Annotated in this window: 12 protein-coding genes; 6 read left to right on the top strand and 6 right to left on the bottom strand. The window is 57.3% G+C overall.

Annotation, left to right across the window (positions count from 1 at the left end):
- Positions 1-140 precede the first annotated feature (140 nt).
- Positions 141-2,348 (top strand): ice nucleation-like protein, encoded by a 2,208-nt coding sequence (locus CUC55_RS23270; protein ID WP_103089097.1) that lies wholly within the window; start codon positions 141-143, stop codon positions 2,346-2,348.
- Between the two features lie 70 nt (positions 2,349-2,418).
- On the opposite strand, the gene pyk is transcribed toward CUC55_RS23270, so the two are convergent.
- A complete protein-coding gene (gene pyk, locus CUC55_RS21675) occupies positions 2,419-3,858 on the bottom strand; it encodes a pyruvate kinase (RefSeq protein ID WP_067650864.1) in 1,440 nt (479 codons plus the stop codon).
- Positions 3,858-4,340, bottom strand: coding sequence for a DUF1036 domain-containing protein (locus tag CUC55_RS21670; RefSeq protein WP_067650861.1), 483 nt, complete (start codon positions 4,338-4,340; stop codon positions 3,858-3,860). The genes pyk and CUC55_RS21670 overlap by 1 nt, the downstream gene beginning before the upstream one ends.
- Positions 4,341-4,534: 194 nt before the next feature.
- On the opposite strand from CUC55_RS21670, the gene CUC55_RS21665 reads away from it, so the two are divergent.
- The 3 genes from CUC55_RS21665 to CUC55_RS21655 all read left to right on the top strand — a co-directional run bounded on the left by CUC55_RS21665 (position 4,535) and on the right by CUC55_RS21655 (position 6,040).
- Positions 4,535-5,323, top strand: coding sequence for an N-formylglutamate amidohydrolase (locus CUC55_RS21665; RefSeq protein WP_067650858.1), 789 nt, complete (start codon positions 4,535-4,537; stop codon positions 5,321-5,323).
- Positions 5,324-5,335: 12 nt separating this feature from the next.
- On the top strand, positions 5,336-5,641 hold the full coding sequence (locus CUC55_RS21660) for a DUF1244 domain-containing protein (RefSeq protein ID WP_103089096.1): 306 nt from the start codon (positions 5,336-5,338) through the stop codon (positions 5,639-5,641).
- Between the two features lie 141 nt (positions 5,642-5,782).
- Positions 5,783-6,040: a DUF2312 domain-containing protein gene (locus CUC55_RS21655; protein WP_103089095.1), complete on the top strand. Its 258-nt coding sequence runs from the start codon at positions 5,783-5,785 to the stop codon at positions 6,038-6,040.
- Positions 6,041-6,129: 89 nt separating this feature from the next.
- Here the strand turns inward: CUC55_RS21655 and CUC55_RS21650 are convergent, their stop codons facing one another.
- The gene (locus tag CUC55_RS21650) at positions 6,130-8,082 is read right to left on the bottom strand and encodes an acetoacetate--CoA ligase (RefSeq protein WP_103089094.1); all 1,953 of its coding nucleotides are present in this window, start codon (positions 8,080-8,082) and stop codon (positions 6,130-6,132) included.
- A gap of 124 nt (positions 8,083-8,206) precedes the next feature.
- Entirely contained in the window at positions 8,207-9,148 is a 942-nt protein-coding gene (locus tag CUC55_RS21645) for an alpha/beta fold hydrolase (RefSeq protein ID WP_067651373.1), read from the bottom strand.
- Positions 9,149-9,531: 383 nt separating this feature from the next.
- On the opposite strand from CUC55_RS21645, the gene CUC55_RS21640 reads away from it, so the two are divergent.
- Complete coding sequence (locus CUC55_RS21640) at positions 9,532-10,014, top strand: Hsp20 family protein (RefSeq protein WP_103089093.1); 483 nt, start codon at positions 9,532-9,534, stop codon at positions 10,012-10,014.
- 31 nt (positions 10,015-10,045) lie between these two features.
- On the opposite strand, the gene CUC55_RS21635 is transcribed toward CUC55_RS21640, so the two are convergent.
- Positions 10,046-11,074, bottom strand: a complete 1,029-nt coding sequence (locus tag CUC55_RS21635) for a bile acid:sodium symporter family protein (protein WP_103089238.1) — start codon at positions 11,072-11,074, stop codon at positions 10,046-10,048.
- Positions 11,075-11,179: 105 nt separating this feature from the next.
- Here CUC55_RS21635 and CUC55_RS21630 point away from each other — a divergent pair, with 105 nt between their 5' ends.
- On the top strand, positions 11,180-12,040 hold the full coding sequence (locus CUC55_RS21630) for a LysR substrate-binding domain-containing protein (RefSeq protein ID WP_067650845.1): 861 nt from the start codon (positions 11,180-11,182) through the stop codon (positions 12,038-12,040).
- 139 nt (positions 12,041-12,179) lie between these two features.
- On the opposite strand, the gene CUC55_RS21625 is transcribed toward CUC55_RS21630, so the two are convergent.
- Positions 12,180-13,235, bottom strand: a complete 1,056-nt coding sequence (locus tag CUC55_RS21625; protein WP_103089092.1) for a threonine aldolase family protein — start codon at positions 13,233-13,235, stop codon at positions 12,180-12,182.
- Positions 13,236-13,515 lie beyond the last annotated feature (280 nt).

Here is a 13,515-nt window from a genome sequence, read left to right as displayed (position 1 = left end):
TGCTTGCCGGTTCGGCCATCGCCATCTGTTGTGTCGACCGATGCTGCATTTGCCGGAAGGTAATGCTTTGTCGCAATGTCGGGGCAAGATTCGTGGCGTAAAGATCGTTCTTGACCAGTAATTGATGGTATCGCGCGCTCATGGCCTCTGAAATTGCTTCTCTCCCCACTCGGCAGATCGCTCTGCTTTCGACGGCTACCGTCGCTTCGCTGACGGCGAGCGATCTGGGCGAGCTCAGCTCCGCGCAAATAAAGGCGTTCACCTCCGCCCAGGTGGGTGCGTTGACCACGTCGGTCGTGTCGTCGCTGACCACGAAGGTCGTCAGTGCTCTCGCACCGAAATCCATTACGGGATTGACGTTGAACCAGCTGACGGCGCTTGGCACGACGCAGGTTTCAGGCATGACCACGGGGCAGGTGAAGTATCTCTACGCAAGTCAGCTCGAAGGATTTTCCAGCGCGCTGATCGAGGCCCTGAACACCGCACAGGTTTCCGCCTTTAGCAGTCAGCAGGTCGCAACGCTATCGGCAGCAGAACTTAACAGTTTCACCGACGAAGAAATTGCATCGATCAAGAAAACCTCCATCGCAGGGCTGTCGACCGCCGCAATGGCAGGGCTGGCAACCGACAAGATCGCGTCACTGACCACGGTCCAAATAGCAGCGTTGTCGACGGACCAGATGAGGGCACTGAGCTCGACGCAGCTTTCGGCACTGACACCAAGCCAGTTTTCGGCCCTGACGACGAAGCAGATCGCCGGGTTCTCCACCGATGTGATCGCTTCTCTTAGCGGCTCAAAGCTCGGCGCCATGACGACGAAACAGATCGCTTCGCTCACGGCCGAGCAATTCAATGCCTTGACCTCTACCAGCCTTGAAGGCTTGACGACGACACAGGTTGCCGGGCTGAAATCCATGCAGGCCGCCACATTGACGGCCGACGAACTCAACAGCTTTACCGCAGAAGAGATCGCATCGTTGAAGAAGGCGGCGGTTGTCGGACTGACAACGGCAGCCATTGCAGGCCTCACAACCGATAAAATCGCTGCTTTGACCGCGACACAGGTCGCGGCTTTGTCTTCCAGCCAGATGGGCGCTCTGAGCTCCGCCCAACTCGCGGCTCTGGAACCAAGCCAGTTTGCTGCCATGACGGCAAAGCAGATTGCCGGACTTTCGACCGCCGCGATTGCCAATCTCGAGGGGTCTCAGGTTGCGGCCATGTCGACAAAGCAGGTGGCGGCGCTAACGAGCGTGCAGTTCGAGGCTTTGACTTCCAGCAGCATCGAAGGCCTGACGACGAAACAAATCATAGGGCTGAAGTCACAGCAGGTTTCGACACTTTCCGAGGACGAACTCAATAGCTTCACGCTCGAAGAGATTGCGTCGTTGAGCAAAACTGCGCTGAAAGGCCTGACGACGACAGCGCTTGCAGGCCTTTCGACAGACCGGCTCGCCGCATTGACGACGGTACAGATTGCCAGCCTGTCGTCGCAGCAAATGCAGGCTCTCAGTTCCACGCAACTCGACGCGCTGACGCCGACGCAATTTTCAGCCATGTCGTCAAAACAGATCGTAGGCCTTTCAACAAGCGTGATGGCCAATCTGGATGCCGACGACCTGGCGGCCTTCACAACCAAACAGATCATGGCATTGTCCACCAATCAGTTCGATGCCCTCAGCCTCGCAAGCATCGAAGCCCTGACCAAGGGCCAGGTTGCCGGGTTGAATGCCAAGCAGGCCGCAACATTGTCTGCTGCGGAACTGAACAGCTTCAGTGCCGAAGAAATAGCGTCACTCAAAAAGGCGACGCTGACGGGTTTGACGACATCAACGATTGCCGGTCTTNCGGATGAGCTGTTCGCATCTTTGACGACAACGCAGATTTCAGGCCTGTCATCCGACCAGATGAAGGCAATCACGCCAACGCAATTTGATGCGCTGACAACGCAGCAGTTTTCGGCGCTCAGTTCCAAGCAGATCGCCGGTCTTTCCACCGCGACCATCGCCAGCCTGGATAGTATCAAGGTCAGCGCTTTGACCACAAAGCAGATCAGTGCTCTGACGGCTGAGCAGTTTGCGGCATTGAGCGCAGACGGCATCGAGGCATTGGGCACGGCGCAGGTTGCAGCGCTGAACTCCAAGCAGGTTGCGACATTGGATGCTGACGAACTCAACACGTTCAGCACATCCGAAATAGCACTGATCAACAAAACAGCGATTGCCGGATTGTCGACATCCGCGCTTGAAGGCCTCAGCAGCGACAACCTCACCGCTTTCACCACCAAGCAGGTTCAGGCCATGAGCCAGGCGCAGGTCCACATCATCATCGCTGCATATCAGGAAANCTGATGTCTTTCTCGCACGAATGAAAAAAGGCGCGGCCTATGCCGCGCCTTTTTCGTTGCTTCAAAATTCCTGATTATACGCCACTCTGGCCGTCAGAGCCGATATAGGCGATGCGGACCATGTTGGTTGCGCCGGGGGTGCCCAGGGGAACGCCAGCCGAGATGATGATGCGGTTACCGGGCTGGCCAAAGCCTTCGTCCACAACGATGCGGCATGCGCGGTTGACCATGTCATCCTGGTCACTGGCATCGCCGGTGACGACGCAGTGCAGTCCCCATACGACGGAGAGGCGTCGAGCGGTCTGAACGATCGGCGACAGGGCGATGATCGGCACCTGCGGACGCTCGCGCGCAGCACGAAGACCCGTCGTGCCTGATGATGTGTAGGTGACGATGGCGGTAAGGCCCAGCGTTTCAGCAATCTGGCGCGCGGCGAGCGAAATCGCGTCGGCACCGGTTGCTTCCGGCTGCGGGCGCTGCGCGTAGATGATGTTGGAGTAGTAAGGATCCTGCTCGACGGTGCTGGCAATCGACGCCATGGTGGAAACGGCTTCGACCGGATAGTCGCCAGAGGCGGATTCGGCAGACAGCATGATCGCATCGGCACCTTCGAACACGGCGGTCGCCACGTCAGATACTTCGGCGCGCGTCGGAACGGCAGCGGAAATCATCGATTCCAGCATCTGTGTCGCCACAACAACGGGCTTACCAGCCTTGCGACATGCGCGTGTCAGCTGCTTCTGAATGCCGGGAACGGCTTCCAGCGGCATTTCTACGCCGAGGTCGCCGCGGGCAACCATCAGCGCGTCGGACAGCGCAATGATTTCTTCGATGCGCTCGACAGCCTGCGGCTTTTCGATTTTGGACATCAAACCGACGCGGTTACCGGCGATCTTGCGCACTTCGACCAGATCTTCCGGGCGCTGCACGAAGGAGAGCGCGACCCAATCGACTTCGTTGGTTGCCAGAACGGCATCGAGATCGACGCGGTCCTTGTCGGTCAGAACGCCGACGCCGAGCAGCGTGTCGGGCAGGCTGATGCCCTTGCGGTCGGAAATCTTGGTGCCCGAAACGACTGTGGTGACGATGCTCTTGCCGTCGCATTTTTCAGCGCGCAGATGCAGCTTGCCATCGTCGATCAGCAGGCGGTCGCCGGGCTTTACGGCTTCCAGGATTTCGGGATGCGGCAGGAATACGCGGTTGTTGTCGCCGGGGGCTTCGTTGTTGTCGAGCGTGAATGTCTGGCCTGCCACGAGATCGACCTTGGTGTCCGCAAATTTGCCGACACGCAGTTTCGGGCCCTGAAGGTCGGCCAGAATGCCGATGGGGCGGCCAACGCGGCTTTCGACGGCGCGAATACGCTGGATGAGGCTGCGCATCACATCATGGCTGGCATGGCTCATATTGATGCGGAAGAGATCGGCGCCCGCCAGATGGAGCTTCTCGATCATTGCCTCATCGGACGACGCAGGACCGAGAGTTGCAAGGATTTTGACTTTGCGGTTACGCTTCATCAGTTCTGACTTTCCTGTGTACCTGGCGTGTCCGAAAGCTGGACCATCCAGCTTCCCTGTCTGCCCGTATCGTATTCCTTGAAGCCCATTCGCTGGAAACTACGGGCGTAACAATCGTCGACACCGTTGATCTTGAACTCGTTTTCGGCAACGCACATGTTGACGTCGCCTGTCCATCTGCCGCCGCGCGCTGCATCTTCGGCATAGAGATAATAATAGCGTGACTGTAACTCACCCTCTATCAGGGTGGCGCATGTGGAGGCCGGAACCTGCCACCAGCCTTCGCTGATCCAACCACCCTGAGCACGGTAGCCGATGGCGACGCCCACAAGGTTCTGTGTGCTGTTGCAGACACGAAAATCCGCCAATGCCGGTTCTGCAAGAAGAAGCGGTGAGGTGAAGAGGGTGGCTGCGCAAAACAGGCGGATAGCGCGTCGGTGTTTTTGAAGCTTAGCGGAGAATGTCTGTGTCACGGCTTCCATCCGGATTCCATGGTTATAAAATGAGAACACTTCTTGGCGCGGACGTCCAAGAAAGTCAACGCAAGTTCAATCGATTGTATCTGTATGGAATATCGTGAACGGTAGTAGTGGCGGCATCTGGGCCAACCCAACTTGCGCGTGGCATCAAGCCATGGCATCAAGCGTCTCTCCCTTATCGGCTCTAGAAATCAACAATGTCAGACTTCCAGCCATACGAAATTATAGAAGGCGATTATGACAAAGGCATGGTTCTGCTCGCAGATCATGCCATGAACCTTCTTCCGCCAATTTACGGTAATCTCGGCCTTCCGCAAGCCGCTTTTCAACGCCATATCGCCTTCGATATCGGCATCGAAGGCCTGACGCGACAGCTCGCTGCCAAGCTTGGTGTGCCTGCAGTGATGAGCCGTTTTTCGCGTTTGCTGATCGATCCCAATCGCGGCGAGGACGATCCGACGCTGGTCATGAAAATTTCCGATGGCGCGATCATTGCGGGCAATCATCCCATGACGAAAGAAGAATGGGATCTGCGCCTGAACACCTATCATCGTCCCTATCATCAGGCGGTCGGATCGGTTCTGGATAGAGTTGCCGGGCAGTCAGGCAAGGCACCGCTGGTGCTTTCGCTGCATTCCTACACACCGTTCTGGAAAGAAACCGCTCGTCCATGGCATGCCGCCGTTCTGTGGGATACGGACCATCGCGCCGTCCTGCCACTGATCGATGGTTTGCGCGCAGCGGGCGATATTCTCGTTGGTGACAACGAGCCCTATGATGGCGCGTTGAAGGGTGACACCATGTATCGCCATTGCATGGTCAAAGGCATTCCACATGCACTTCTGGAAGTGCGGCAGGATTTGATCGCCGATGAGGCGGGCATTACGGCCTGGAGCGAGCGTCTTGCCCCTATTTTCGCCGCAATGAACGATGATCCCGCCTTGCACGACTACCAGCAGTTCGCCTCGCGGACAGGACCATATTGAGCGGAGAGCATGATGAGCGAACTTGACGACATCCAGAAAACAGAACTGGAAGCGGCTGCTTTTCGCAGGCTTCTCCAGCATTTGCGCGAACGCAGCGATGTGCAGAACATCGATCTCATGAATCTGGCCGGTTTTTGCCGCAACTGTCTGTCCAACTGGTACGCGAAAGCGGCAAAGGATGCAGGCCACGACGTGAGCAAGGATGTGGCACGCGAGATGGTCTACGGCATGCCTTATGACCAGTGGAAANGCCTGCATCAGGGCGAGACGAGTGAGGCACAGAAAGCCGCATTCGAGCAAAACAGACCGAAGGAATAGGGTGTCATCACCCGAAACGGCTTGACGTGAGGCTCGCAGGCGGGCAGTTCACCAGCCGGGAATTTTGCTGCCTCAACGGCAGCGGGCGAAGATGTCGCCAAGTGACGAACAAGGCCGTGAGCCGCCACCATAANGGATAGAATGATGGACGAAACAGCGACAACCGAGACCGTAGCCGCCGCCGAACTGCGTCAGTTCATCGAGCGTATCGAGCGCCTGGAAGAGGAAAAGGCTGCAATCTCGGGCGATATCAAGGACGTGATGGGCGAAGCCAAGGGCCGTGGTTACGACACCAAGGCCATCCGCACGATCATCCGCCTGCGCAAGAAGGACGCCAACGAGCGCATCGAAGAAGAAACGATTTTGCAGACCTACATGGCTGCACTCGGAATGGAATAATTCGGGACAAGGCTGGGCAGGCGCTCAGTCGAAATCTTATCATGGCGGCGTTATTTGCGCCGCCATTTTCTTTCGGGGGCGAGGGTGGACTACGTCTGCAACTCAATGCGATTTGCAAAATGCGACAGCGCGTCGGGATTTGCCAAAGCCTCCATGTTTTTNACCGTCCGCCCGTGGACGACCTCGCGAACGGCAAGCTCGACGATCTTTCCTGACTTGGTGCGCGGAATATCCGGGACGGCGATGATCTTTGCCGGAACGTGGCGAGGAGACGCGCCTGCGCGAATCTTATCGCGGATCGTCTTAGACAAACGCTCATCGAGAGCGATACCAGCTGCCAGTCGCACGAATAGAACGACCCGAACATCGCCTTCCCAATCCTGGCCAATGCAAATTGCCTCTTCCACCTCCGGAAGCTGTTCGACCTGATTGTAGATTTCAGCCGTGCCGATCCTGACGCCGCCCGGATTGAGCGTGGCATCAGAGCGGCCATGGATGATCAGCCCGTCATGCGACGTCCATTCCGCGAAATCCCCGTGACACCAGACATTGTCGAAACGCTCGAAATAGGCCGCCTTGTATTTCGCCTTATCCGGGTCGCTCCAGAACATCACGGGCATAGACGGGAAAGCTTTGGTGCAGACGAGTTCGCCTTTGACCTCACGGAGCGGGTGCCCCTCTTCGTCCCAGACGTCAATGGCGAGGCCCAGCCCCGGCCCCTGTATTTCGCCGCGCCACACCGGGGACAAGGGGTTGCCAAGCACAAAGCAGGACACGATGTCGGTGCCACCGGAGATCGACGCAAGCTGAATGTCGGCCTTGATGCCCTCATAGACGAATGAAAAACCCTCCGGCGACAAGGGTGAGCCGGTGGAGGTCATCAGACGGAGTGACGTCAGGTCGTGGGTGGTAATGGGTGTGAGGCCGCTCTTGCGGACGGCATCGATATATTTGGCTGAGGTGCCGAAGACCGCAAATTGTTCATCACGCGCATAATCGAACAGGACGTTGCCGTCAGGTGCAANGGGGGACCCATCATAGAGGCAGATGGTTGCCCCGGCCGCCAGTCCTGCCACCAGCCAGTTCCACATCATCCAGCCACAGGTCGTGAAATAGAAGACGCGCTCGCCCGGAACGACACCGCAATGCAGCCGGTGTTCCTTCATCAGTTGCAGCAGCGAGCCGCCGGCGGAATGGACGATGCACTTGGGAATGCCCGTCGTTCCCGAAGAAAACAAAATGAAGAGCGGGTGGGAAANGGGTAGCTGCGTGAACTCTACGGGTTTTGCTGCGAACGGTTCGATGAAGTCTTCCAAGAGACGCGCACCGTCGGTTGTTTCAAGTGCGGACGTCACGCCACCGGCATAGGGTACGATCAAGGTTGGGCAGCCGAGACGTCGGGCAATGGCTCCTACCTTATCAGCGACGTTCTGGAGCTTGCCATTGTACCAATAGCCGCTGCAGGCGATGAACAGCTTGGGCTCGATCTGCCCGAAGCGATCCATCACGCCCTGTTCGCCAAAGTCGGGGGAGCACGATGACCAGATGGCGCCGATGGATGTTGCCGCCAGCATACAGGCCACCGTTTCAGGCAGGTTCGGCATCATCGCGGCGATACGATCGCCCGGTTCGATGCCAAGCGCCATGAATGCCTGCTGTAGCTTTGAGACCTGTTCATGCAGTTGGTCCCAGGACCAGCGGTCCGACGCCCTGTCTTCCGCACGGAATATGATGGCATCGGTGCTGCCCTTGGTGGACAGCAGATTTTGGGCAAAATTCAACGTGGCATCGGGGAAAAATGCTGCGTCCAGCATCTGCTCGCCGTTGATCAGTGCCCGCTCTCCACGATGTCCCTTGATTTCGCAGAAATTCCAAACCGCCGTCCAGAAATCGGCACTGTGATCGACCGACCATGCGTGCAAATCCGAGTAGCTGGCCATGTTTTGCGCGAAGGTGGCGTTACAATGCCGCATGAAGGCATAGATTGGCGTCGACCGTTGAAACGCGTCTGATGGCGTCCATAGAGGCGTGTTGTCTGTCATCTGTCTCCTCCCCAGGATATCAGGCTTTTGGGCGCGCAATATCTGCCACGCGGCGCGAGCGCGCGTTCAAGTCTTGCAGCATTGTTTTTATCTTGCCAAGCCTTGCAGGCGTCGGACTTTCAGATCAGGCATCCGGCGCGAAAAATGCGTCGATGGCGGCTAGCGCCTGATTGCGATAGACGTCTCGCTCCAGCAGCAGTTCGTGGCGCGCACCCGTGACAGGAATAAGTTGCGCTGCCCGGAAGTTGCGTGACAGCTCTTCCTGCGCCGCATAGGGCGTGATGGCATCCAGCACCGGAGCCAGAAGCAGCGTGGGTACGGTGATTTTGGTGAGGTGATCCTGCCGGATGACCCAGGGCATCGTTTTCAGCACTTCAAAAAGCCAGCGCGCCGTGGGTGCGCCAATGAAGAGTTCAGGATGTTCGAGCCCGATGGAGGCATTGCGGGCAAAGCGAACCGGGTCCGAGGTCAATGGGTTGTCCTCGAAATGCCGTTCGCGCTGGTCTTTNCCGAGTTGAACACCGCCGAGGCCGACCATGCTGAGGCACGTGGCGACGGCTCTGATCCAGGGTTTCGGCACGGATTGCCCGCCAAGCGTGATGAAGGGCGCCGTCAGCACCATGCGTTCTATGCGGTTGGAGAGCGTGGGTGCCATGGACAGTGCCGCAAGCCCACCGGTGGAATGGGCAATCATGAAGAATGGCAGGCGCGTATCCGGCAGAACGACCTGCTCCAGAAACAGCGAAATATCCTTCTGGTAATCGGAAAATCGTCGCACATACCCGGCATGGGCTTTCTTCAGCAGCCGCTCCGATCCGCCCTGGCCGCGGGTATCGAAGGTTGCGATCCAGAAACCCTTGGCGGTGAGATCATTGATCGTCTCGAAATATTTCTCGATACATTCATTGCGGCCATGCAGCAGAACGATCGTGCCGCGTGCCACGGACTGACTGGAGCGAAAGACCGCATAGCGCAGCTTCTTGTTTTTATGACCGTTGAAATAGCCTGCGAAATGGTTTTCAGGCACAGGGTTGCCCTTGGTCGCATGCAGGATGGCTTCGGTCATGGATGGTGGTTCCGACTTGGCACTGAAAAGGTGTTTCACAACGGGATAAGTTGCGCGTCTTTGCACGTCAAAGGAAAANTTGCCGGAACCGTCGGGCTTAGCAGTCGCGGTTCCGGCGAATGTGACAGAAGAAAGGGACAATATCTTCTGTCGCCGGAGGTTGTCTCCGATGTCCCGATGAATAGCGCCTTGAAAGTGAACGATTTCGGAACCGGTTGTTCAGATGGGGTTCAGGCATATTCAGCGTCGATTTATCTCTTGAACTTGTTCAAAAGCCTTCCCATCTCTTGGTTACGGTCGCCAGAACGGGGCCGTATCCGGGTCTTCACCGCCCATTCGGGGTGAAGACTTTAACCGCAAACAGTCGCTCACAGGAGGACACCATGCGTCACGTTGATTTTTCACCCNTTTACCGCTCCACAGTTGGTTTCGACCGCCTTTTTNCCATGCTCGACGGCATTGGCCAGCCGGAACAGGCGCAAGCCTATCCGCCCTATAACATAGAGCGCACCGGTGAGAGTTCCTATCGCATCACCATGGCAGTAGCCGGTTTTGACGAAAGCGAACTGAGCATCGAATCCCGCTCGAATGTTCTGACCGTCAAGGCTGAGAAGGCAGAAGAGAGCAAGGAGAGCGAAGGCGAGTTCCTCTATCGCGGCATTGCCAAGCGCGCCTTCGAGCGCCGCTTCCAGCTTGCCGATCATGTCGAAGTGCAGAACGCTTCGCTGAAGAACGGTCTGCTGCATATCGACCTTCTGCGCAACATTCCAGAAGCCATGAAACCGCGCCGCATCGCGATTGTTTCAGACGTGATGGATGAGCCAAAGCAAATCGAAGCGCAGGTCACGCCTTCTCAGGTCAACTAAGCCTGTATCGTAAAGTCTGATGAAACGGCCCTCATTGCAGGGCCGTTTTTGTTTGTTCTGGCGAAAGCGCAATCTCTGCGTTTTTTNGCAGTTCGATCTTCTTCGCCTTGCTGGCATATCGTTGCGCAATCACGGCGCAGGCCATCAACTGGATCTGGTGAAACAGCATGAGAGGCAGGACGATCGCGCCGATGCTCTGGCCCGCAAAGATGGCCCCTGCCATCGGTACGCCACTCGCCAGGCTCTTCTTCGATCCGCAGAAGGTGATGGTGATTTCGTCTTCTTTGTTGAAGCCAAGTAGGCGGCTGCCGAACATGGTGATGCAGAGGACGACGGCGAGCAGAGCCATGTCTATGCCAATGACGACGCCGATGTCGCGCAGGGTAAACTGGTGCCAGATGCCTTCGATGACAGCTTCACTGAACGCGAGATAGACGACCATCAGAATAGAGCCGCGATCCACGGGAGCCAGCAGCTTTTTGCGGGCGCGAATCCAGTCACCGATCCATGGCTGCAGGACTTGACCTACGATGAAGGGTGCCAGCAATTGCAGGAAAATCTGTCCGAAGGCCTCAAGCGAAAATCCACCGCCATGGCNGCCCACGGTAAACAAAAGGCCAACCAGCAGCGGCGTCAGGAACATGCCGAAAATATTCGATGCCGAAGCCGAGCAGATTGCGGCGGGAACGTTTCCGCCAGCCATCGAGGTAAAGGCGATGGAGGATTGCACTGTGGATGGCAGGACGCAGAGAAACAGAACACCCATGTAGAGCGGCGCAGGCAGAATGCTCTGGGGAATATAACCCAGCCCGACGCCGATCAGCGGAAACAGGCCGAAGGTGACGAACAGAATGACCAGATGAAGACGCCAGTGCAGAACGCCCGCGATCACCACATCGCGGGACAAACGCGCGCCGTGAAGAAAGAAGAGCAAAGCGATCGCGCATTTCGTGGCGATACCAAAGTATTCTGCGGCTTGCCCGCTGACGGGCAGGAAGGAAGCGATGATGACGGTGGCGACCAGCATCATGGTGAAGCGGTCAGGCAGGAAGCGGCTCATGATGGCGTGCTTTCGTTTTNCCGGTTTCGCATTGAATTGACGGGCATTATTGATCATCATGAAAGCAGATGCAAAAACTAACAGTTATCATGATATGAGATAATGATGCTTAATCTTCAGCACCTTGCCAGCTTTGTAACGCTGGAACAAACCATGAGTTTCACCCATGCCGCCGAGCGGCTGGGTATTGGTCAATCCACGCTCAGCCAGCATATTCAACGGTTGGAAGCATTTCTCGGGCAGCGCCTGATCGCGCGCGATACCCATCGGGTCCGCCTGACGCCAGAAGGTGAGGCTCTGCTGGGTTATGCCCGTAACATGCTGGATATCAACAACAAGGTCGCTGCTCTTTTCGGAGAAAGCAAGCTGCGCGGACGTCTGCGCCTCGGCGTTTCCGAGGATTTCGTTGCAAGCCGCCTGACGGTTATTCTGGAGGAGTTCACCCGGCTTTATCCGCTGGTCGATCTGGAGCTGACGGTGGCGCTGAGCGGCGTGCTTTATGAGATGCAGGATAACGGCGAACTGGATGTGGTGCTGGCGAAGAGGCGGCTGGGCGATCAGCTTGGCCATTTTCTTTATCGGGAACCTCTCGTCTGGCTGGCAAAAGACCCCAATGCCATTTTATCTCGGGAAAATGCCTTGCCGCTTATCGCCTTCCCGCCGCCGAGCATCACCCGAAAGGCCGCGCAGGAAGCGCTCGACCGCGCTGGTGTCGCATGGCGTATCGTCTGCACCTGCGCCAGCCTCAGCGGACTGACGGCTGCCGCGCGTGCAGGGATGGGCGTTCTCGTCCAGCCCCGCAGCATGGCCCCATCCGGCCTGCGCGAACTACCGAAGGGCGCGCTGCCTGCACTGGAAGACGTGGAATTCGTGCTTCAGCCGCGAAAGGGGGCGGATCCGGAACTGGTGGAGGCGCTGTCGAAGCTGGTGATGGCGAAGGGNATGGTGCCGGGGAGTTCTGTGTGAGCTTTNCCTCTCCGTCATTCCGGCCCTGAGCTGGAATCCAGTCAGCCCAAGTCCTTGGGCTGAAAAGGCTTTTTTCGCCGCGCAGACGCGCGTCTGCTGGATCCCGGATCAAGTCCGGGATGACGGAGGAGACGCGGTTTTAGGACGTCCCACAAATCCGCAAGAAATCATCCACGTCGTTTNCCAACGTCGCAAAGCTGGTAACGAGGCGGATGAGTTGTTCGTTGTCGCCGACTGGTTCCGGCATGTCGTGCGGAACTGGCCAATCGTAGAAGCTGGCGCCGGCGTCTTTCGCGGCCTTGGCCTTATCCTTGTTCAGCACTACGAACAATTCGTTGGACTGCGTTTGCCAAGCCAATCTTGCGCTGTTGGAGGCCGAGAGGCCTTCGCGCAGGCGGGTTGCCATGGCATTGGCGTGGGCGGCCAGTTCCAGCCAGAGGTCATTGGCGAAATAGGCATCGAATTGCGCGGCCATGAAGCGGGTCTTGGAGAAAAGCTGGGCGGAGCGCTTGCGAATGAAGGGCAGGTCTTCTGCCGTTTNCGGGTCCATATAGACGATGGCTTCCGCACACCAGCAACCGTTCTTGGTCGCGCCGAAGGACAAAATGTCAACGCCCCGTTTCCATGTCATTTCCGCAGGCGTCGTGTCCAGCGCGATCAGCGCGTTGCCGAATCGCGCGCCGTCCATGTGCAGTGGCACACCGGCATTTTTGGCGATTTTTGAAATGGCATCGATTTCATCGAGGTCGTAGACCGTGCCTTGTTCCGTTGCCTGTGTTACAGTCACCAGCATTGGCTGGCCCTGATGGATGGAGCCCGGCGGGAAACGGCCGATGGCGGCTTCGAGGTTCTTCGGCAGCATCTTCCCGTTCGGTCCGGCAACCGGCATCAGGCGCGAGGCGTTCGAGAAGTAGACCGGCGCGCCGCATTCGTCTTCGATGACATGGGCCTCGGAGTGACAAAAGGCGATACCGCCGGGGCGGGCAACGCTGGCCATGGCCAGTGAATTGGCAGCCGTGCCGGTCCCGACGAAGAAGACGGCGACTTCGCGCTCGAAAATTTCGTTGAAGCGCTTCTCGATGGCGCGGTCCAGCTCGCTTGTGCCGTAGGCGGCGGCAAAACGGGTGGATTCCTTCATCAGCCGCTCATTGATGGCGGGGTGGGCGCCTGCCCAATTGTCGGAAGCAAAAAACATGGGTCTGCACTTTCGATGAGTTGACGATGGAAGGGAGTGGCGGATCTGCCAAACGATTGTCGTTTTATGGCCTTATCTTCGGGAACGCAAATCCGGCAATGAAAGCAAGGATTTCGGGATTTTNCCGGAAGAAAATTGCGCAAAGATTCGCGTGAGAGACATTTAGCGTCATTTAGTACGTTTATAAAATGTCGGGGTGGACTTGCAGAGTGCGACCGTTTCTGTCAAANTCCAACCAGAATTAAGACAGTATTGCTGTCCTAAATTGACAAGCGGATGC

Origin of the sequence: Agrobacterium bohemicum (assembly GCF_002896715.1) — a bacterium.
GTDB classification, from domain to species: Bacteria; Pseudomonadota; Alphaproteobacteria; order Rhizobiales; family Rhizobiaceae; genus Agrobacterium; species Agrobacterium bohemicum.
This window is presented reverse-complemented; position numbering and strand designations above follow the sequence as displayed.